Annotated in this window: 20 protein-coding genes and 1 pseudogene; 11 read left to right on the top strand and 10 right to left on the bottom strand. The window is 73.2% G+C overall.

The features are described 5' to 3' along the window. Positions 1-393 precede the first annotated feature (393 nt). The gene (locus ABD308_RS04755; RefSeq protein ID WP_344326002.1) at positions 394-1,155 is read left to right on the top strand and encodes a GntR family transcriptional regulator; all 762 of its coding nucleotides are present in this window, start codon (positions 394-396) and stop codon (positions 1,153-1,155) included. A gap of 86 nt (positions 1,156-1,241) precedes the next feature. On the opposite strand, the gene ABD308_RS04750 is transcribed toward ABD308_RS04755, so the two are convergent. Then, positions 1,242-2,909, bottom strand: coding sequence for a fumarate hydratase (locus ABD308_RS04750; protein WP_344325999.1), 1,668 nt, complete (start codon positions 2,907-2,909; stop codon positions 1,242-1,244). 222 nt (positions 2,910-3,131) lie between these two features. Between ABD308_RS04750 and ABD308_RS04745 the strand changes: the two genes are divergently transcribed. Further along, complete coding sequence (locus ABD308_RS04745; RefSeq protein ID WP_425554690.1) at positions 3,132-3,863, top strand: DUF1707 SHOCT-like domain-containing protein; 732 nt, start codon at positions 3,132-3,134, stop codon at positions 3,861-3,863. A gap of 378 nt (positions 3,864-4,241) precedes the next feature. After that, positions 4,242-4,583, top strand: coding sequence for a WhiB family transcriptional regulator (locus tag ABD308_RS04740; protein WP_344326008.1), 342 nt, complete (start codon positions 4,242-4,244; stop codon positions 4,581-4,583). 142 nt (positions 4,584-4,725) lie between these two features. Here the strand turns inward: ABD308_RS04740 and glpX are convergent, their stop codons facing one another. Continuing rightward, a complete protein-coding gene (gene glpX, locus ABD308_RS04735) occupies positions 4,726-5,766 on the bottom strand; it encodes a class II fructose-bisphosphatase (protein WP_344325996.1) in 1,041 nt (346 codons plus the stop codon). A 207-nt stretch (positions 5,767-5,973) separates the two neighbouring features. Here glpX and ABD308_RS04730 point away from each other — a divergent pair, with 207 nt between their 5' ends. Beyond that, the gene (locus tag ABD308_RS04730) at positions 5,974-6,528 is read left to right on the top strand and encodes a DUF4245 domain-containing protein (protein ID WP_344325993.1); all 555 of its coding nucleotides are present in this window, start codon (positions 5,974-5,976) and stop codon (positions 6,526-6,528) included. A 157-nt stretch (positions 6,529-6,685) separates the two neighbouring features. Here ABD308_RS04730 and ABD308_RS04725 read toward each other — a convergent pair whose 3' ends face one another. The 4 genes from ABD308_RS04725 to ABD308_RS04710 form a co-directional block, all read right to left on the bottom strand. Further along, positions 6,686-7,285: a malonic semialdehyde reductase gene (locus ABD308_RS04725; RefSeq protein WP_344325991.1), complete on the bottom strand. Its 600-nt coding sequence runs from the start codon at positions 7,283-7,285 to the stop codon at positions 6,686-6,688. A 155-nt stretch (positions 7,286-7,440) separates the two neighbouring features. Next, complete coding sequence (locus ABD308_RS04720; protein ID WP_344325988.1) at positions 7,441-7,701, bottom strand: exodeoxyribonuclease VII small subunit; 261 nt, start codon at positions 7,699-7,701, stop codon at positions 7,441-7,443. Positions 7,702-7,777: 76 nt separating this feature from the next. Then, the gene (xseA, locus tag ABD308_RS04715) at positions 7,778-9,001 is read right to left on the bottom strand and encodes an exodeoxyribonuclease VII large subunit (protein WP_344325985.1); all 1,224 of its coding nucleotides are present in this window, start codon (positions 8,999-9,001) and stop codon (positions 7,778-7,780) included. 9 nt (positions 9,002-9,010) lie between these two features. Then, positions 9,011-10,372 (bottom strand): APC family permease, encoded by a 1,362-nt coding sequence (locus tag ABD308_RS04710; protein ID WP_344325982.1) that lies wholly within the window; start codon positions 10,370-10,372, stop codon positions 9,011-9,013. A gap of 87 nt (positions 10,373-10,459) precedes the next feature. On the opposite strand from ABD308_RS04710, the gene ABD308_RS04705 reads away from it, so the two are divergent. Next, complete coding sequence (locus ABD308_RS04705) at positions 10,460-11,437, top strand: 4-hydroxy-3-methylbut-2-enyl diphosphate reductase (protein ID WP_344325979.1); 978 nt, start codon at positions 10,460-10,462, stop codon at positions 11,435-11,437. A 143-nt stretch (positions 11,438-11,580) separates the two neighbouring features. Next, positions 11,581-12,327: a polyphosphate--glucose phosphotransferase gene (gene ppgK / locus ABD308_RS04700; protein WP_344325976.1), complete on the top strand. Its 747-nt coding sequence runs from the start codon at positions 11,581-11,583 to the stop codon at positions 12,325-12,327. Positions 12,328-12,350: 23 nt separating this feature from the next. On the opposite strand, the gene ABD308_RS04695 is transcribed toward ppgK, so the two are convergent. Continuing rightward, complete coding sequence (locus tag ABD308_RS04695; protein ID WP_344325973.1) at positions 12,351-12,791, bottom strand: DUF6542 domain-containing protein; 441 nt, start codon at positions 12,789-12,791, stop codon at positions 12,351-12,353. Positions 12,792-13,345: 554 nt separating this feature from the next. Here ABD308_RS04695 and ychF point away from each other — a divergent pair. From ychF to ABD308_RS04680, 3 genes are all read left to right on the top strand, one after another. Next, entirely contained in the window at positions 13,346-14,419 is a 1,074-nt protein-coding gene (gene ychF / locus ABD308_RS04690; RefSeq protein WP_344325970.1) for a redox-regulated ATPase YchF, read from the top strand. A 176-nt stretch (positions 14,420-14,595) separates the two neighbouring features. Further along, entirely contained in the window at positions 14,596-14,877 is a 282-nt protein-coding gene (locus ABD308_RS04685) for a type II toxin-antitoxin system Phd/YefM family antitoxin (RefSeq protein ID WP_344325967.1), read from the top strand. Continuing rightward, entirely contained in the window at positions 14,874-15,128 is a 255-nt protein-coding gene (locus tag ABD308_RS04680; RefSeq protein ID WP_344325961.1) for a Txe/YoeB family addiction module toxin, read from the top strand. Before ABD308_RS04685 ends, ABD308_RS04680 begins: the two co-directional genes overlap by 4 nt. A gap of 221 nt (positions 15,129-15,349) precedes the next feature. Here the strand turns inward: ABD308_RS04680 and ABD308_RS04675 are convergent, their stop codons facing one another. From ABD308_RS04675 to ABD308_RS39560, 3 genes and pseudogenes are all read right to left on the bottom strand, one after another. Next, a complete protein-coding gene (locus tag ABD308_RS04675; RefSeq protein ID WP_344325958.1) occupies positions 15,350-15,628 on the bottom strand; it encodes a peptidoglycan-binding domain-containing protein in 279 nt (92 codons plus the stop codon). A gap of 104 nt (positions 15,629-15,732) precedes the next feature. Continuing rightward, on the bottom strand, positions 15,733-16,389 hold the full coding sequence (locus ABD308_RS04670) for an HAD-IA family hydrolase (protein WP_344325955.1): 657 nt from the start codon (positions 16,387-16,389) through the stop codon (positions 15,733-15,735). Positions 16,390-16,454: 65 nt separating this feature from the next. Further along, positions 16,455-17,611: pseudogene (locus ABD308_RS39560) on the bottom strand (dihydrofolate reductase family protein). Positions 17,612-17,787: 176 nt separating this feature from the next. Here ABD308_RS39560 and ABD308_RS04655 point away from each other — a divergent pair. Together ABD308_RS04655 and ABD308_RS04650 are read left to right on the top strand one after the other, a co-directional pair. Beyond that, a complete protein-coding gene (locus ABD308_RS04655) occupies positions 17,788-19,167 on the top strand; it encodes a hypothetical protein (protein ID WP_425554689.1) in 1,380 nt (459 codons plus the stop codon). A 187-nt stretch (positions 19,168-19,354) separates the two neighbouring features. Then, positions 19,355-20,170, top strand: a complete 816-nt coding sequence (locus ABD308_RS04650) for a methyltransferase domain-containing protein (protein WP_344325947.1) — start codon at positions 19,355-19,357, stop codon at positions 20,168-20,170. The last annotated feature ends 194 nt before the right edge of the window (positions 20,171-20,364 follow it).

Genomic DNA, 20,364 nt, shown 5'->3' with positions numbered 1-20,364 from the left:
GGGGGCGAGGTGCTCGGGGCGGGCGGTCCACTCGCGGCCGCCCTCGGGCGGGCGGAGGTAGTGCTCCCCACCGATGGTGTCCATGTAGATGCCGGTGCGTCCGGTCCTGGTGTCGAGGACGGTTTCCCCCACGCGCGGCCGGTAGGCCGCGGCGGCGCGCTTTCGGATGCTCACCCGCGCTGCTCCTTGCTGCTCCGGTGCGGGCGCGGCGACGGTGGTGGCCGGCCCTGGTCGCTGTCGTGGCTTGGCTTGGTTCGGCACTGCTCGGCGACTACCCAGCATCTCTAGAGAAGCTAATATCTCTAGAGATGTCAACGGTCAGACCGGTCCTATCGGCTTACCGCAGACCGAAGGCGCGCCTACGATTTCCAGCGAAGAACGAGGGAGAAGGCGATGGTCGGCAGCAGCGGCGGCGAGAAGCGGCCCAAGTACCAACGGATCGCCGACACGCTGAAGGCGGCCATCGACGCCGGCGAGTACCGCGCGGGCGACCGGCTCCCCGGCGAGAACGACCTGATGGACACCTACGGCGTGGCCCGGATGACCGCCCGCCAGGCGCTCGGCGTGCTGCGGAGCGAGGGCATCGCCGAGGCCCGCCGCGGGGCGGGCGTCTTCGTCCGGGACTTCCGGCCGCTGCGCCGGCGCGGGATCCAGCGGCTCGCCCAGGGCCAGTGGGGCTCGGGCCGCTCGATATGGTCGGCCGACACCGCCCACCGGGACCTGGTCGTCGACCAGGTCGCGGTCACCGAGCAGGGCGCGCCCGAGCACGTCGCCCGGGTGCTCGGCGTCGACCCCGGCGCGCCGATGTGCGTCCGCCACCGCCGCTTCGTGCTGGACGGCAAGCCGGTCCTGCTCTCGACCTCCTACCTGCCGGCAGGCCTGGTCGCGGGCACCGCCATCACCCGCGAGAACACCGGCCCGGGCGGCACCTACGCCCGCCTCGCCGAGATCGGCGCCAAGCCGGTGCACTTCCGCGAGGAGGTCCGCTCCCGGATGCCCAGCGCCGACGAGGCCTCCCGCCTGGACCTCTCCGCCGGCACCCCCGTCATCCTCATCTGCCGCACCGCCTTCGCCGACGAGGGCCAGGTCGTCGAACTGAACGAGATGACCCTGGACGCCGCCTCCTACGTCCTCGAATACGACTTCGACGCCTGACCCCCGGCCCTGTCGCGGGCGTCGGCCGGAGACGGGCCCGCCCCGGCGCGGGGCGGCGGCCGGGGCGGGGCGAGGGGCGGGGGAGGCTACTCCTTGGAGCGGACGCGGAGGCTGGTGATCAGCGGGCCCTCGGTGGTCTCGCGGAAGAAGTCGTTGCCCTTGTCGTCGACCACGATGAAGGCCGGGAAGTCCTCGACCTCGATGCGCCAGACGGCCTCCATGCCCAGCTCGGCGTACTCCAGGACCTCGACCTTCTTGATGCAGTCCTGGGCGAGGCGGGCGGCGGGGCCGCCGATGGAGCCGAGGTAGAAGCCGCCGTGCTGGGCGCAGGCGTCGGTGACCTGCTTGGAGCGGTTGCCCTTGGCGAGCATGACCATCGAGCCGCCGGCGGCCTGGAACTGGTCGACGTAGGAGTCCATCCGGCCGGCGGTGGTGGGGCCGAAGGAGCCGGAGGCGTAGCCCTCGGGGGTCTTGGCCGGGCCGGCGTAGTAGACCGGGTGGTCCTGGAGGTACTTGGGCATGCCCTCGCCGGCGTCCAGGCGCTCCTTGATCTTGGCGTGCGCGATGTCGCGGGCGACGACCAGCGTGCCGGTGAGCGAGAGGCGGGTCTTCACCGGGTACTTGGAGAGCTCGGCGCGGATCGCGGACATCGGCTGGTCGAGGTCGATCCGCACCACGTCGTCGTCGAGGTGCTCGTCGGTGGTGTCCGGCAGGTACTTCGCCGGGTCGGTCTCCAGCTGCTCCAGGAAGACGCCCTCGGCGGTGATCTTGCCGAGCGCCTGGCGGTCCGCCGAGCAGGAGACGGCCATCGCGACCGGCAGCGAGGCACCGTGGCGCGGCAGGCGGACGACGCGCACGTCGTGGCAGAAGTACTTGCCGCCGAACTGGGCGCCGATGCCGATCTTCTGGGTCAGCTCGGTGACCTTGGCCTCCAGCTCCAGGTCGCGGAAGCCGTGGCCGGTCTTCGCGTCGCCGGAGGTCGGCAGGTTGTCCAGGTAGTGCGCGGAGGCGTACTTGGCGGTCTTCAGCGCGAACTCGGCGCTGGTGCCGCCGATCACGATCGCCAGGTGGTACGGCGGGCAGGCCGCGGTGCCCAGCGAGCGGATCTTCTGTTCCAGGAACGAGAGCATGCTGGCCTCGTTCAGGATCGCCTTGGTCTCCTGGTACAGGTACGACTTGTTGGCGGAGCCGCCGCCCTTGGCCATGAAGAGGAACTTGTAGGCGTCGCCGTCGGTCGCGTACAGCTCGATCTGCGCCGGCAGGTTGTTGCCGGTGTTCCTCTCGTCCCACATGGTGACCGGGGCCATCTGCGAGTACCGCAGGTTCAGCCTGGTGTACGCGTCGTAGACGCCGCGCGCGACGGCGGCCTCGTCGCCGCCCGCGGTGAGCACGTTCTGGCCGCGCTTGCCCATGACGATGGCGGTGCCGGTGTCCTGGCACATCGGCAGGATGCCGCCGGCCGAGATGTTGACGTTCTTCAGCAGGTCCAGCGCGACGAAGCGGTCGTTCGGGCTGGCCTCCGGGTCGTCCAGGATGCGGCGCAGCTGGGCGAGGTGGGCGGGGCGCAGGTAGTGCGAGATGTCGTGCATCGCCTCGGCGGTGAGCAGCCGCAGGGCCTCGGGCTCGACCTGGAGGAAGGTGCGTCCGCCGGCCTCGAAGGTGGAGACGCCTTCGGAGGTGAGCTTGCGGTAGGGGGTCGGGTCAGCGCCCAGGGGGAGAAGGTCGCTGTACTCGAAGTCCGGCGTGGGAGCCATGGGGGCGGTCCTTTGGTGTCCAGTGTTGCCGGTGTTCCGGCTGCGTCGGCGAAGCACCCTGGAGGGCGAAAGCACCCTCAAGGGTAGGACCCGGCGATTTCCCGCACGCGGGAAGGTCCACCTGCGTGACCGGGGTCACCCGGAGGTGGGTGCGGGGGTTGCCCTGTTGACTAGGCTGGCCCCGTGGACAACTCGCCGTCGAAGGACCCGCAGGACCAGCGGATGGACGATCAGGGGCAGGGGCCCGTACCGATGACCAAGCCCACGGCGGCGCCGCCCGCGCGGCCCGCGCACGCCCCGGTGGCGCAGGCCGAGATGAGGGCCTCGGACGCGGACCGCGAACGGGTGGCGGAGCTGCTGCGCGACGCCTACGCGGAGGGGCGGCTGGACGTCGAGGAGCACGCCGAGCGGATCGAGGCGGCCTACGCGGCCAAGACCCTGGGCGACCTCGTGCCGCTGACCCGGGACCTTCCGGCGCACCGCGAGATCTCCTTCGAGAAGGCCCCGCTGGGTTCCCCGGAGCCGGCGGCCGGCCCGCGGCCGGACGGCCCGGTGCGGCTGCCGGCCCGCAACGAGGCGCCGACCATGCTGGCGGTCTTCGGCGGCTCGTCCCGCAAGGGGCGGTGGCGGGTGGGCTCCCACCTGCGGGCCGTGGCGATCTTCGGCGGGGTGGAGATCGACCTGACCGACGCCGTGTTCGAGTCGCCCGAGGTGGTGATCGACGTGGTGGCGATCTTCGGCGGGGTGGAGATCAAGGTGCCCGAGAACGTCAGCCTGCACGGCGGCGGCGTCGGCGTCTTCGGCGGCTTCGACGTCAAGGAGCAGACCGCGGCCGACCCCTACGCGCCGGTGGTGCGGGTGAAGGGCGCCGCGGTGTTCGGCGGCTGCGAGGCCAAGCCGCGCCGGGGCAAGAAGCTCAAGGAGTGGGTGCGCAAGCAGCTCGGCGCCGACTGAGCCGCGCGGATCACGGGCCCGGTGCCCGGTCGGGGGGGCAACTCCGGGCCGGGCACTCGGCGTTGTGACGGGTGCACGCTGTAGTCGGTTGCGTGCAGTGTGCATGAATCGCGCGGGCGTGGGGTAGTTCCTCTGGCACATCGCTTCTTGTACGGCTGCGTACCGGAGGCGGCCTGAGGCCGGCCCGGGGGTGTGAACGGGGGCCCGCAGCTGGGCAGGGGAGCGAGCTTCCCCGTGTCCGAGAGCCTCGTCAGGAGTACGGCCGTGCTGCATCCGATCGAGCCCCGCACCACCTCGTCCGCCGCCCCTGCGCAGGCCGCCGCCCCGTCGCCGGTCGCGCGGCCGTCCGCCGCCGCCTCGCCGGTGGTCGCGGCCCAGATGCTGGAGCGGCGCCCGGCCCCGCAGCCGGCCGGCGAGGACAACCCGTGGCACACCGCCGCGGCCTGCCGGCGGGACGAGGTGGGCCTGTTCTTCGCGCCGTCCAAGGAGCCGACCGCGGCCCGGCTGTCGCGCGAGGAGCAGGCGAAGCAGGTGTGTGCCCGGTGCCCGGTGCTGCTGGACTGCCGGGAGCACGCGCTGGCGCAGCCGGAGCCGTACGGGGTCTGGGGCGGTCTGACGGCGGCCGAGCGCCGGGTGGTGCTGGCGCGCCGGCGCCGCCGGGACGCCGAACGGCGCGAGGCGGCCCGGGTTCCGGGAGCCAGGGGCCGGATCGCCGGATGAGGCCGGGAGCCACCTGACGAGGCCTCGCGAAGCGTGTCGGCACCGGGCCGGAGCGCCCGGAGGCGAGTGGCGAGGACGCGGCCCGCGGGCCCGGCGGAGGGGGATTCCGCCGGGCCCGCGGGCCGCGTGGTGCCGCCTTCGGTCAGTTGGCGCGGTCGAAGTCGATCGCGCTGTAGGCCCGCAGCTTGGACAGCTTGTGGGTGGAGTCGATCTGCCGGATGGTGCCGCTCTTGGAACGCATCACCAGCGAGCTGGTGGTGGCGGTCTCCTGGCGGTAGTGCACGCCGCGCAGCAGCTCGCCGTCGGTGATGCCGGTGGCGACGAAGAACACGTTCTCGCCGCTGACCAGGTCGTCGGTGGAGAGCACCCGGTCGAGGTCGTGCCCGGCGTCCAGGGCCTTCTGGCGCTCGGCGTCGTCCTTGGGCCAGAGCCGGCCCTGGATCACGCCGCCCATGCACTTCATCGCGCAGGCGGCGATGATGCCCTCGGGGGTGCCGCCGATGCCCATCAGCAGGTCGACGCCGGTGCCCTCGCGGGCGGCCATGATGGCGCCGGCGACGTCGCCGTCGGAGATGTACTTGATCCGGGCGCCCGCCTCGCGGATCTCCTGGACCAGGCCCTCGTGGCGCGGGCGGTCGAGGACGACGACGGTGACGTCCTCGACGGCGATGCCCTTGGCCTTGGCGACCCGGCGGATGTTGACGGCCGGCGGCGCGGTGATGTCGACGAAGTCGGCGGCCTCCGGGCCGGTGACCAGCTTGTCCATGTAGAAGACCGCGCTCGGGTCGAACATGGTGCCGCGGTCGGCGACCGCCAGGACGGCGACCGCGTTGTTCATGCCCTTGGCGGTGAGGGTGGTGCCGTCGACCGGGTCCACCGCGACGTCGCACTCGGCGCCGGTGCCGTCGCCGACCCGCTCGCCGTTGTAGAGCATCGGCGCCTCGTCCTTCTCGCCCTCGCCGATGACGACGATGCCGTTCATCGAGACGGTGGAGACGAGGGTCCGCATGGCCCGGACGGCCGCGCCGTCGGCGCCGTTCTTGTCGCCGCGCCCGACCCAGCGGCCGGCGGCGAGCGCGGCGGCCTCGGTGACCCGGACGAGTTCGAGCGCGAGGTTCCGGTCCGGAGCCTCCGGCGCGACCTCCAGGGAGCTGGGCAGGTGGTGCGGGTACTGCGTGGTCATCGTCGTTACCTCTCTGTACGCGACGGCCAGTAAGCGCCCGACTACTGCCTGGTCGAACGCCGTGGTGAGGGTGTTGCGATCGTATCTGGCCCCGGGACGGGCGTCTGTGGCGCGGTACCCCCGGGGGGACGGGAACGGCACGTTTCGCCCCTCTCCCGCCCTCTTCACCCGGACGTGGACACCCCGGGTGCGGAGGCGCGCGTCGGCATGAGTCACCATGTGGGGGTGGCTGGAGAGAGCAAGGGCATGAGGGGTCGGCAGACCGTACGGGACATGATCCTGTCGATGCTGGCCGTCGGCGTCGTGGTCTGGGTCGGGTACCTGTTCCTGCCGCACGACGCGGACGGCGACGGGGTCCGCACGGTCGAGTACTCGGTGGCCGCGTCCTCGGCGAAGCGGGCCGCGCCGTATCCGCTGCTCTCCCCGGAGGGCCTGCCCGCGCAGTGGCGGGCCACCTCGGTGACCTACAACCCGGCGTCGATGGGCGGCGGCAAGGGCAACGCCTGGCACCTGGGCTTCGTCACCCCCTCCGGCCAGTACGCGGCCGTGGAGCAGAGCGACGCCAGGCCCGAGGACGTGATCAAGGCGGCGGTGGCCAGCGGCGAGCCGGACGGCACCGTGGACGTCGCCGGGCAGACCTGGGAGCGGGTGCAGGGCCCCAAGGCGCGGGCGCTCACCGTGCGGTCCGGCGGCGCGACGACCGTGCTGACCGGTACCGCCTCCTACGAGGAGCTGGCCGAGCTGGCGCGGGCGCTGAAGTAGTCCGGTTTCCGTCCCCGGAGCGGAGATCTCCGCTCCGCCGGGGCCGGCCGGGTGAACGCCGCAGGGTGAACGCCGGCCGGCGAAAGCGAAGGGCGAACGCGAAGGGCCCCGCACACCAGGTGTGCGGGGCCCTTCGCGCCGTCCGTCGGAGTCGGGCTCAGACGGTGGTGACGACCTCGTCGTAGGCCAGTCGCGGGGAGCGCGGGTACCAGGCGTTCTCGCCCGGCTTGCCGATGTTCACCACGGCCAGCACGGAGTGCTCGCCGTCGGCGAAGAACTCCTTGTTGACGCCCTCGGCGTCGTAGCCGGTCATCGGGCCGGCGGCCAGGCCGGCGGCGCGCACGCCGATGATGAAGTAGCCGGCCTGCAGGGCGCCGTTCATCGCGGCCGAGCTCTCACGGGCCGGGCGCTCGGTGAAGTAGTCCTTGGCGCCGGGGAAGTGCGGGAAGACGGTCGGCAGCTCCTCGTGGAACTCGTTGTCCACGGCCAGGATGGCGGTCAGCGGGGCGGCGGAGGTCTTGGCCTTGTTGCCCTCGCCGAGGTGCTGGACCAGGCGCTCGCGGGCCTCGGCCGAGCGGACCAGGACGACTCGCAGCGGCTGCTGGTTCATCGCCGTCGGGCCGAACTTGACCAGCTCGTAGATCGCCTGGACCTGCTCGTCGGAGACCGGCTCGTCGGTGAAGGTGTTGGCGGTGCGGGCCTCGCGGAACAGCAGGTCCTGGGCGGCGGCGTCGAGAACCAGGGCGTCGGTGGTCATGCTTGTGCACCTCAGGGGAGGAAGGAGAACGGTGGGATACGTCTTGGTTTGTCGGTCGACCGGCCGGAGCCGGTCATCCGGTCCCAACATGCGTGAACCTTCAACTGTTCCCCCGGGTGATGTGACCTGCCTCACCCCGTGGCGCCGCTCCCGCCTCAGCCTCGCGGCGGAGCCCCCTCCTCGGCGGCCAGCGCGGCGTCCAGCCGCTCCCGCGCGCCGTCCAGCCAGCGCTGGCAGACCTTCGCCAGCTGCTCGCCGCGCTCCCACAGCGCCAGCGACTCCTCCAGCGAGGTGCCGCCGTTCTCCAGCTGCCGGACCACCTCCAGCAGCGCGTCCCGCGCGTGCTCGTAGCCCAGCGCGTCGTCCGCCGGCGGGGTCTGCGCGGCCGTCGTCGCGTCCTGCTCCTGATCTGCCATGCCAGCCAGCGTAGGGGGCGCGACCGACAGCGCGGACCGCCCCCGCCGCCGTCCGGCCCGCCGCCGGATCCGCCGCTCAGTCCGCCGGCCGTCCGCCGGTCACCGTGACGTCGAAGCCGCCGCCCGCCACCCGGGCGTGCAGCCCCTCGCCGGCCACGGCCTGCGCCGGGTCGGTCACCACCGTGCCGTCGCCCCGCTGCAGCACCGCGTAGCCGCGCTCCAGGGTGGCCGCCGGGGAGAGCGCCACCACCCGGGCCAGGGTGTGCCCGAGATCGCTCTGCGCGTGGTCCAGCCGGTGGCGCAGGGTGCGCCGGGCCCGCTCCAGCAGCCCGGCCACCTCCTGCCCGCGTCCGTCCAGCATCCGCTGCGGCGCGGCCAGCACCGGGCGGCTGCGCACGCCGTCCAGCCCGTGCTGCTCGCGCTCCACCCGGGCCAGCACGTGCCGCCGGGCCCGGTCGCGCAACTGGCGGACCTTGGCCAGCTCCTCGCCGACGTCCGGCACCACCCGTTTGGCGGCATCGGTCGGCGTCGAGGCGCGCAGGTCGGCGACGAAGTCCAGCAGCGGCTGGTCCGGTTCATGGCCGATCGCGCTCACCACCGGCGTCCGGGCGGCCGCGACCAGCCGCACCAGGCCCTCGTCCGAGAACGGCAGCAGGTCCTCGACGCTGCCGCCGCCCCGGGCCACCACGATCACGTCCACCTCGGGGTGCTCGTCCAGCTCCCGGACGGCCTCGCTCACCCGCTCCACCGCGCTGACGCCCTGCACCGGCACGTTGCGGATCTCGAAGCGGACCGCCGGCCAGCGCCGCCGGGCGTTCTCCAGGACGTCCCGCTCGGCCGCCGAGCCCCGGCCGGTGACCAGCCCGACGCACTGCGGCAGGAACGGCAGCGGCTTCTTGCGGTCCGCGGCGAACAGCCCCTCGCCGGCCAGCCGCCGCTTCAGCTGCTCCAGCCGGGCCAGCAGCTCGCCCAGCCCGACCAGCCGGATCTCGGCGGCCCGCAGCGAGAGCTGGCCGCGCGCCGCGTACCACTCCGGCTTGGCGTGCACGATCACCCGCGAGCCCTCCTGCACCGCGTCCGCGACCTGGTCGAAGACGGAGCGGAAGCACGTCACGGTCAGCGAGACGTCGGCCTGCGGGTCGCGCAGCGTCAGGAACACCACGCCCGCCCCCGGCCGCCGGCTGAGCTGGGTGATCTGCCCCTCCACCCAGACCGCGCCGAGCCGGTCGATCCAGCCCCCGATCAGCGCGGAGACCTTGCCGACCGGGAGCGGCGCTTCGGGGGAGCTGGGGTTGGCCATGCGACGAGGTTATCCGCGCCCGCCGACAGCGGAAGCCCGCCGGCCGAGGAGCACCAGCAGTCCGACGGCCAGCCAGACCAGCCCCACCACCTGCGCGGTGCCCGAGGCCTCGGCCACCACCGCGCCGATCACCGCCACGCCCAGCACCGGCACCAGCACGTCCGTCAGCGGGTTCCCCGGGCGGTTGCGCACCGCGTACCAGCCCACCACCGAGGCGTGCAGCAGGGTGAACGCGGTGAGCGCGCCGATGTTCACCACCGAGGTCAGCCGGTCCAGCCCGTCGTCCCGGCCCGCCGCCCAGACCGCCGCCGCCATGGTGACCGCCGCCGACACCAGCAGCGCCCGGCGGGGCACCGCCGAGCCCGGGTCGACCGCGCCCAGGAAGCGCGGCAGCCGCCCGTCCCGGCCCATCGCGAACAGCAGCCGCCCGGCCGCCGCCTGCCCGGCCAGCGCCGCGAACGCCGCGCCGACCGCCTTGCTCGCCGCGACCAGGACGTGCAGCCAGTGCCCGACCGAGCCCTCCACCGTGTCGTAGAACGCCGACCCCTGCGCCGCCGGGTCCGCCGCCAGTTGCCCCGGGGTGAGCGGCTCCAGCAGCGCCGCCAGGTAGGTCTGCGCCACGAACAGCAGGCCGGCCAGCGCCAGGCACCAGAGCACCGCCCGGGCCACCGCCGCCGACGCGCCGACCGCCTCCTCCACGAAGGTCGCGATCGCGTCGAAGCCCAGGTAGGAGAGCACGGCCACGGAGACCGCCGCGAGCACCGCCGACAGCGAGAAGCCGCCGACCGCCGTGAACGGGCTCGCCCAGTCGCGCCGCGCGCCGTCCTGGGCCAGCGCCACCACGGCCGCCACCACGAACACCGCCAGCACCGCCAGCTCCATCACCAGCACCGCCAGGCCCACCACCGCCGCCGTCCGCACCCCGGCCAGGTTGAGCCCGGTGGTCAGCACCACCGCGAGCGCCGTCCACACCCAGCGCGAGACGTCCGGCACCAGCGAGTTGAGCGCGATCCCGGAGAACAGGTAGGCGACCGCCGGGATCAGCAGGTAGTCGAGCATCGCCATCCAGCCGGCGACGAACCCGGCCGCGTCGCCCAGCCCGGCCCGCGCGTAGGCGTACACCGAACCGGTCCGCGGCACCGCCCGCACCATCCGGGCGTACGAGACGGCGGTGAACCCCATCGCCACGGTGGCCACCAGGTAGACCGCGGCGACCGCCCCGTGGCTCTTGGCGTCGAGTACCCCGAACACGCCCACCGGCGCCATCGGGGCGATGAACAGCAGTCCGTACACCATCAGGTCACGCACGCCCAGGCTGCGCCGCAGCCCGTCCCGCCGGTCCCGGACGCCCGGCTCGACTCGCTCGCTCATAGCTTCCACATTTGAGCACCCGCGACCGGTTCCGGCGGGAACGCGGCACCAGTCGGCGCGGCCGCGTGCCGCCCGTACGATGGAGCCATGTCCTCCAACACCGCGCAGCGCCGTGTCCTGCTCGCCGCCCCCCGGGGCTACTGCGCGGGCGTCGACCGCGCCGTGATCGCCGTGGAGAAGGCCCTGGAGCAGTACGGGGCCCCCATCTACGTCCGCAAGCAGATCGTCCACAACAAGTACGTGGTGCAGACCCTGGAGAAGAAGGGCGCGATCTTCGTCGACGAGACGGAGGAGGTGCCCGAGGGCTCGATCGTGGTCTTCTCGGCCCACGGCGTCGCCCCCTCGGTGCACGACGAGGCCCGGGCCGGCAGGCTCGCCACCGTCGACGCCACCTGCCCGCTGGTGACCAAGGTGCACAAGGAGGCCGTGCGCTTCGCCGACGAGGGCTTCGACATCCTGCTGGTGGGCCACGAGGGCCACGAGGAGGTCATCGGCACGATGGGCGAGGCCCCGGACCGGATCCACCTGGTGGACGGCGCCGAGGACGTCGCCAACGTCCAGGTCCGCGACGAGTCCAAGGTCGTCTGGCTCTCCCAGACCACGCTCTCGGTGGACGAGACCATGGCCACCGTCGGCGAGCTGAAGAAGCGCTTCCCGCTGCTGGTCAGCCCGCCCAGCGACGACATCTGCTACGCGACCCAGAACCGCCAGGTCGCCGTCAAGCAGATGGCCCCGGAGACCGACCTGCTCATCGTGGTGGGCTCGAAGAACTCCTCCAACTCGGTGCGCCTGGTCGAGGTCGGCCTGGAGTACGGCGCCAAGGCCGCCCACCTGGTGGACTTCGCCGAGGAGGTCCGGGAGGAGTGGCTGGAGGGCGTCACCACGGTCGGCCTGACCAGCGGCGCCTCGGTGCCGGAGGTCCTGGTCGAGGGCGTGCTGGAGTGGCTGGCCGCGCGCGGCTACGAGGACGTCTCCACCGTCAAGACCGCCGAGGAGCACCTGGTCTTCTCGCTGCCCAAGGAGCTCCGCCGCGACCTGCGCGCCGAGGCCGCCGGCAAGCTGTAGGGCTTCGAGCCGTAGATCCTTCCGGCGGAGGACCCGGTGGCCCGTTCGGGTGCCGGGTCCTCCGCTGTGCGGGGCCAGGCGGGTTCTCGTAGGTTTTGTTCCGCACACAGGCCTGTGGACAACTTCGGCGGAGGGCGGTCGTCATGACAGCGGTATTCGGTGTGGACATCGGCGGCTCGGGCATCAAGGGCGCGCCCGTCGACCTCGCCCGGGGGGTGCTCGCCCAGGAACGCCACAAGGTCCTCACCCCGCAGCCCTCCGCGCCGGAGGCCGTGGTCGCCGCCGTGTGCGAGGTGGTCCGCCACTTCGGCCACCAGGGCCCGGTGGGCCTGACCTTCCCCGGGGTGGTCGTCGACGGCCGCACCACGACCGCCGCCAACGTCGACAAGGGCTGGGTCGGCCTGGACGCCGCCGGCCTGTTCAGCGAGGCGCTGGACCTGCCGGCCGTGGTGCTCAACGACGCCGACGCGGCGGGCCTCGCCGAGACGACCCACGGCGCCGGCCGCGGCCGGTCCGGGGTGGTCCTGGTGCTCACCTTCGGCACCGGCATCGGCAGCGCCCTGTTCGTGGACGGCGTGCTGGTGCCCAACACCGAGCTCGGCCACCTGGAGATGCGCGGCAAGGACGCCGAACGGCGGGCCTCCTCGGCGGCCAAGGAGCGGCACGGGCTGAGCTGGACGCAGTGGGCCGGGCGGGTGGACGAGTACCTGGACCTGGTGGAGAAGCTGTTCTCGCCGCAGCTGATCGTGATCGGTGGCGGGGTGAGCCGCAAGCACGAGAAGTTCCTGCCGCTGCTGCGCGAGCGCACGGCGCGGGTCGTTCCGGCGGAGCTGCGCAACGACGCCGGCATCGTGGGCGCGGCCATGGCGGCGGCCCGCGCCACCGCCTGACCCCTTCCCGGTGGCGGGGCGGGTCAGCGCGCGCGGTGGATCCGGCGCTGGGCGACGAACCTGGCCAGCACGATCGCGGCGGCCAGTCCGGTCCCCGTGAAGAGCCAGCCGGAGCGGGTGGCCAGGTTCGTCGCCAGCGCCACCAGCTGCGCGGTCACCCCGGTGGAGGTGACCGGCCCGAACAGCAGCAGCGCCACGGCGAAGGCGATCGGCCCGCTGATCGGCGCGGCCAGCAGGTCGACGTACCGGACCCGGACCGCCAGCTGGAAGCAGACCAGCAGGTAGCCGACGCCGAACAGGACCCCGGGCGCGCCGAAGGCCAGCCGCTCCAGACCCGCCACCGCCACCGTCGCCACCAGCGCGGCCACCCCGGTGCCGACCGCGGTCAGCCGGGCCGGCCGGCCGTTGCGGCGCCGCCCGTAGAGCCGCCCGGCGATCCGGGGCGGGCCGGACGGTCCGGACACGGCGCGTAGCCGGGACCCGGGGCCGCGGCCCCGCCCCGCGGGCTTGCCGGCGGCCTTGCCCGCGGGCTTCCCGGTGGTCCTCACACGGGCCCTCCCGGCGGGATCGGCGGGCTCCCCGGCGCTCTCGCGGGCCCGGCCCGGCCCGGGGACGGCGGCCCCGGCCGCGCCGTTCGGCGGTCGGCGTCTGGGCCCTGGCGGCTGCGTACGGATGCTCTGCTCCACCCACCCAACGTACGGTCCGATCATCGCCACACTGTGTAATGGGCCGTCGGAGTCTGTGCCGTGTCCCCGGACGGCGTATTGATGTGACCGTGGCTCAACTGCCCGGGGGAAACGGAGGACCCGACGATTCTCGTTCGAACGGTCGCGCCGCGTCCAGTTGGACATTCCGCCGGGGCGCCGCGGCCTCCGCTCCGGCGACCCGTTCGGCGACCGGCTGGAGTTCCCGGCCCCGCCGCCGGGGCGGCGGACGGCCGACCCGCTGCCCGTAGACTGGGGGATCGGTCCGGCGTCCGGGCCGGCCCAACTCCTCCAAGCCCACGGGACTGCGCTTCATGTCGCTCACGATCGGAATCGTCGGCCTGCCGAACGTCGGCAAGTCGACCCTGTTCAACGCCCTGACCAAGAACGACGTGCTGGCGGCCAACTACCCGTTCGCCACCATCGAGCCCAACGTCGGCGTCGTCGGCGTCCCGGACGAGCGGCTCGACAAGCTCGCCGAGATCTTCGGCTCGCAGCGCATCCTCCCGGCCACCGTCGACTTCGTCGACATCGCGGGCATCGTCCGCGGCGCCAGCGAGGGCGAGGGCCTGGGCAACAAGTTCCTCGCGAACATCCGCGAGTCGGACGCCATCTGCCAGGTCGTGCGCGCCTTCACCGACCCCGACGTGGTCCACGTGGACGGCAAGGTGTCCCCCAAGGACGACATCGAGACCATCCACACCGAGCTGATCCTGGCCGACCTGCAGACCATCGAGAAGGTCCTGCCCCGGCTCCAGAAGGAGGCGCGCCTCAAGAAGGACACCGCCCCCGTCCTGGCCGCCGCCGAGGCCGCCCAGGCGATCCTGGAGACCGGCAAGACCCTCTTCGAGGCCGGCTTCGACACCGCCCCGATCCGCGAGCTGCACCTGCTGACCGCCAAGCCCTTCCTCTACGTCTTCAACGTGGACGAGGACGAGCTGGGCGACGAGGACTTCAAGCAGGCCCAGCGCGACCTGGTCGCCCCCGCCGAGGCGATCTTCCTCAACGCCAAGATCGAGTCCGAGCTGATCGAGCTGGAGGACGCCGAGGCCCTGGAGCTCCTCCAGTCCATGGGCCAGGACGAGCCCGGCCTCGCCACCCTCGCCCGCGTCGGCTTCAACACCCTGGGCCTGCAGACCTACCTCACCGCCGGCCCCAAGGAAGCCCGCGCCTGGACCATCAAGAAGGGCGCCACCGCCCCCGAGGCCGCCGGTGTGATCCACACCGACTTCCAGAAGGGCTTCATCAAGGCCGAGGTCATCTCCTTCACCGACCTCGTCGAGACCGGCTCCCTCACCGAGGCCCGCGCCAAGGGCAAGGCCCGCATCGAGGGCAAGGAATACGTCATGCAGGACGGCGACGTCGTGGAATTCCGCTTCAACGTGTGAGCATATGGACACTTTGAGATAGCAAGATCTGTCGGATCCGCAGGTCGGACGGGGCCCGCCTCCCTTGAGGCGGGCCCCGATCTCTTTGCCGTGCTGACCTGGTGCTGACTTCTTCGGCCCGCTGCATCCACGTGAGTGGTACGTTATGTGGTACCGCTAGTGGAGGGGTTCAGTCGATGTCGATCACTGCCAGCGAGGCGCGCAAGGCTCTCTTCCCGTTGATCAAGAAGGTCAATGACGATCACGAGGCCATCGAGATCGTCTCCAAGCACGGAAATGCCGTACTCGTCTCGGCCGAGGACTATGCCGCCTTGCGTGAAGGCTCCTACCTGCTGCGCTCGCCCGTGAATGCCCGCCGCTTGCTCAAGGCGTACGAGAACGCCCTCGGCGGCATAGGGCTTTCCGAGCGGGAGCTCATCGACCCTGATGCGGCGGATGGCGAGAAGGGTGCCGCGTGAGGCTCGTCTTCGAGGAGACCGGCTGGGAGGACTACACCTCCTGGCTCAAGAGCGACCGCAAGATGCTCGCCCGGATCAACAGGCTCATCGAGGACGTGTTGCGCGACCCGTTCACTGGCATCGGCAAGCCCGAGCCGTTGAAGTACCACTTGCCCGGGGCCTGGTCGCGGCGGATCGACGACGAGCACCGCCTCGTCTACTTGGTGACGGACCGGGAGATCATCGTTCTGGCCGCCCGCTACCACTACTGATGGCTGGCCGCGCGTTCGGGTCCCCGTGCTGATTCTGTGCTGACTTGGGCCGCCGGGATCGGCATTTTCGCAGCTCACAGCGCTGCAGTGGGAGTTCCGCTTCAACGTGTGATGATTCCGATGTGATGTGATCCGCCGAACGCGCGGGTCGAGCGGGCCTTGCCTCCCTCGGGGCGAGGCCCGCTTTCGTGTCGCGTCGACGTGGCGCCGATCCGGCCCGTTCAGCAGGCGAAGCCCGGGGAGTTCGCGAAGAAGGTCAGGAACGACCAGGTCTGGGCGCCGATGACGCCGTCCACGATGATGCCGGCGCACGACTGGAAGCGCCTGGTGGCGGCGTCCGTGACGGGGCCGAATTGGCCGTCCACGAGGAGCGGTTCCCCGGTCAGCGAGGAATTCAGGTAGCACTGCGCCTGTTTCACCGCCTCGCCCGACGAGCCCTGCTTGAGCGTCGGCCGGGCATTGGTGAAGTTGCAGATCTGGGTGGGCGGGTTGTTGGTCACCTCGGGACTCCTTTGCGATCACACCCGATCGGGGGCGAACGGTTGGTCCGCGCCTTTCCAGCGAAGCACAGGCCCTGAGGGGCCGCAGCCCGTGGGCGCCGGGGTCAGCCGACGGTGACGGTGAGGGTGCCAGTGGGGTTCGGGGTGATGGTGAGGGCTTCGAGGGTGGCGGCGTGGGCGGTGGGGTGGTGGGCGGCGGCGCGCGGGCCGATGCCTATCACCGGCATGCCGGCGGCGTGGGCGGCGGCGATGCCGGCCGCGGAGTCCTCGAAGGCGAGGCAGTCGCCGGGGGCGAAGCCGAGGGCGGCGGCGCCCTTGAGGAAGCCCTCGGGGTCGGGCTTGCTGGCGCCGACGGACTCGGCGGTGACCAGGACCGGCGGCAGGGGGAGGCCGGCGGCGGCCATCCGGATGCGGGCGAGCGGGGCGTCGGCGGAGGTGACCAGGGCGTGCGGGAGGCCGGCCAGGGCGGCGAGGAAGGCGGGGGCGCCGGGGATCGGGACGACGCCTTCGGTGTCGGCCTTCTCCTCGGCGAGCATCCGGTCGTTCTCGGCGAGGTTGACCTCCATCGGGCGGTCGGGGAGCAGGACGGCCATGGTGGCCTGGCCCTGCCGGCCGTGGGCGACGCGCAGCACCTCGGTCTGGTCGAGGCCGTACGCCTCGGCCCAGCGGCGCCAGCAGCGCTCGACCACGGCGTCGGAGTTGACCAGGGTGCCGTCCATGTCGAGGAGGAGGGCGCGGGGGGTGAAGGTCGTCGAGGGCATCGGGCGGCTCCAGGGGGGAAGGTATTGTTTAACTAGGATACAAAAGATCGCCCGGTGCTCCGGCCTCAGCCCGGCAGGTGCGCGTTGACCGCGCGGGCCTCCTCGGCCAGCTCGGGCAGCTCCACCAGCTCGACGCCGGCCGCCTCCAGCCGCGCGGCGCCCCGGGTCTCGGCGACGAAGGTGGACGGCTCGCGCCAGGCCACCACCACCCGGGGGACGCCGGCCGCGATCAGCAGCTCGGCGCACGGCACCGGACGGGAGGCGCGCTGCCCGCAGGGCTCCAGCGAGCTGTAGACGGTCGCGCCGCGCAGCCGCGGGTCGCCGGCCGGGAGCTTGCCGAGCGCCGCCTCCTCGGCGTGGTCGTGGCCGTCCACCTCGCGGCTGAACCCCTCGGCCAGTACGGTCCCGTCGGCGGCCACGATCACCGCGCCGACCGAGAAGGCGGTCTCCGAGGGCGGGCAGCGGCGGGAGAGCTCGACCGCCCGGCGCAGGAAGGCCAGGTCGGCGGCGCGCGGGTCGGCTGGACGCGGGTCGGTCACGGGGCGGGCTCCTTCGGGGCGTACCTGAGCAGGACGACGTCGCCCACCGTACGGGCCCCCAGCAGCCGCATCCGGCGGGCCGGTCCGCCGGGGAAGTCCGCAGGCCCGACGAACCGCGGCGCCCCCGCCTGGCCGACCAGCAGCGGTGCCACCGCCAACTGGAGCTCGTCCGCCAGCCCCTGGGCCAGGAACTGGGTGTGCACCCCGCCGCCGCCCTCCACCATCAGCCGCCGCACCCCGCGCGCGCCGAGGTCGTCCAGCACCGCGCCCAGCTCCACCGCCGCGCCGAGCGCCACCACCTCGGCCAGCCCGTCCAGCGCCGGGCGCAGCACGGCGGCCCCGGCGTCCGTGGTGTAGGCGAGCCGCTCGCCGCCGGTGTGCCAGAACCGCAGCGAGCGGTCCAGCCGGCCGCTCGCGCTGAGCGTCACCTTCAGCGGGTGCTCGGGGCGGCCCGCCGCGCGCCGGGCGGCCCGCCGTCCGGGGTCGTTGACCAGCAGCCGGGGGTTGTCCGCGCGCAGGGTGTTGCCGCCGACCAGGATCGCGTCGCTCGCGGCCCGTTCGGCGTCCACCCGGTCGAAGTCGTCCGGGCCGGAGAGCAGCAGTCGCTCGGGGGAGGCGTCGTCGAGGTGCCCGTCGAGCGACATCGCGGCGCTCAGCAGGACGAAGGGGCGCGGCGCGGGCATGGTGGAACCGTTCTGTGAGGCGACTGCCCGTCCACGGTACGGCGCGGGCGGACGGGGAGGGGACGGGCGGTGGCCGGTGTTCGCCGGACGGCCCGCTGCCGTCGGGGCGGCGTTCGCCGACGGGCCCCACCCTGGTCCGGACCTCGTACCGCCCCCCACGTCGAAGGGCAGTCACCGTGTCCCGTCCCTCCCGCCGCCTGCTGCCGCTGGCCGTCGCCACCGCCGCCCTGCCGCTGCTCGCGCTGCCGGCCGGTCCCGCCGCCGCCGCGTCCTACGGCACCCCGACGATCACGCTCTCCGCCGCCTACCTGTCCGGCGCGGTCGCCGCCACCGGCGACCCGACGGTCACCGTCACGGTCGCCCAGAGCGGCGCCCCGGTCTCCTCGCTCACCGTGGCCGCCACCGCCAGCACCCGCACCGCCGTGGCCGGGACCGGCGACGTCACCGTCACCGGCACCGGTTCGGCCCGCACGCTCGCGGTGGCCGCGCGGGGAGTCGGTTACACCGACCTCACCGTCAAAGTCACCGGGCTGGGCGGCAAGACCGCGTCGAAGACGCTGCACTACGCGGCCTCGGCGGCCGTGCAGCACTCGGCGGACAGCCGCTACCTGACCGGCTCCAGCGACGCCTCGGCGGCGGTGGACGCGGGCGACGGGTACATCGTGGTGGCCGACGACGAGTCCAACGTGCTGCGGCTGTACGACCGCGGCGCCTCCGGTGCGCCCGTGCGCACCTGGGACTTCTCCTCGGCGCTCGGCGTCACCAAGGAGATCGACATCGAGGGCGCCACCCGGGTCGGCGGCACCGTCTACTGGACCGGCTCGCTGGGCAACAACAAGGACGGCGAGATCAAGACGGCCCGGCACATCGTGTTCGCCACCACCGTCACCGGCTCGGGTGCCACCACCCAGCTCGCGCTCGCCGGTTCCTCCTCCGTGCTGCGCGGCGACCTGATCAACTGGGACCGCGCGCACGGCGACCGCTACGGCTTCGCGGCCGGCTCGGCGGCCGGCGAGGCGCCCAAGCAGGTCGACGGCTTCAACGTCGAGGGCCTGGAGTTCGCGCCGGGCGGCACCACCACCGCGTACGTGGGCTTCCGCGCGCCGCTCACCCCGGCGGTCACCGGCGGCCGGGCCCTGCTCGTGCCGGTCACCAACTTCCCGTCCCTGTTCAGCGGCGCGCACGCCACCTTCGGCGAGCCGGTCGAGCTGGACCTCGGCGGGCTCTCGGTGCGCGACCTGCGGCGCAACGCGCTCGGCCAGTACCTGATCGTGGCCGGCTCCTGGGCGGCGGACGACAACTCCGACCCGTACGCGCTGTACCGCTGGGACGGCCAGCCCGGCTCGCAGCCGGTCAAGCTGCTCGACCTGCCGACCTCCGACGCGGGCGGCTGGGAGGCCGCGCCGGACGTCCCGGACCTCACCGCCCCCGGCGCCCGGGTGCAGCTGATCACCGACAACGGCTCGGCCGTGCTGTACGGCGACGGCATCGAGGCGAAGGACCTGGCCAACCCGGAGTTCAAGAAGTCCCGCACCACCTGGTTCACCGTCAACTAGGCAGCGCGGCAGGTCCGTCGGGCCCCGCCCGGGCGGCGCTTCGTCCGGGCGGGGGCCGATGTGTTCCCGGCGGCAGGGCGGTGGCCCCGGCGGGCGATCGTCATGTGAGACGAATCTTCTTGAAATGCGGGACGGCGAGTAGCGTCGGGGGCGTTGAGGAGCAGCCGATCCCGAGGGGGACGCCACCATGACCGCGCCGAAGCCCGTCGTCTACACCCATGGCCACCAGGAGTCCGTACTGCGCTCGCACCGCTCCCGGACCGTCGAGAACTCGGCCGGCTATCTGCGCGACCGGCTGGAGCCCGGCCGGTCCGTGCTGGACATCGGCTGCGGCCCCGGCACCATCACCGCCGACCTGGCCGAACTGGTCGGGCCGGGCGGCCGGGTGGTGGCCGCGGACGCCTCCGCGGAGGTGCTCGACGCGGCCGCCGCGTACGTCGCCGGACGGGGCCTGTCCAACGTCGTGTTCGAGGTCGCCGACGTGCACCGGCTGCCGTACGCGGACGGGGAGTTCGACGTGGTGCACGCCCACCAGGTGCTGCAGCACGTGGCCGACCCGGTCGGCGCGCTGCGCGAGCTGCGCCGGGTCGTCGCCGAGGACGGCGTGGTCGCGGTCCGGGACGTGGACTACGCGACCATGGCCTGGTACCCGCAGACGCCCGGACTGGACCGCTGGCTGGAGCTGTACCGGCGGATCGCCCGGCGCAACGGCGGCGAGCCGGACGCCGGACGGCGGCTGCTGTCCTGGGCCCGGGCGGCCGGCTTCACCGACGTCACCGCCACGTCGAGCACCTGGACGTACGCGACGCCCGGGCAGCGCGCGTGGTGGGGCGGGATGTGGGCGGACCGGATCACGGACTCCGCCATCGCGCGGACGGCGGTGGCCGAGGGGTACGCGGACGAGGCCGAACTGGCCCGGATCGCGGCCGGGTGGCGGGAGTGGGCGGCCGCCGACGACGGGTGGTTCGCGATGGTGCACGGGGAGGTGCTGGCCCGGCGCTGATCGGGCGCGTGGGGCTGCGGTGAGGGGATGGTTCGTGCGGAGGGGAAAAGGTGCGCGGGTGTTTCACAAGATCCGGTAGAGTCGCGCGCCAGTTCCCGTACCCGAGGCCCGCCGTGATCCGTCCGCGGGCACCGCGGGTCGCCGTCCTGCCGAGTCGTCGCCCGCCACCCGCGCGGGCCGGGGGAGATCGCACG

It is taken from the genome of Kitasatospora putterlickiae, assembly GCF_039527695.1.
Classification (GTDB): Bacteria; Actinomycetota; Actinomycetes; order Streptomycetales; family Streptomycetaceae; genus Kitasatospora; species Kitasatospora putterlickiae.
This window is presented reverse-complemented; position numbering and strand designations above follow the sequence as displayed.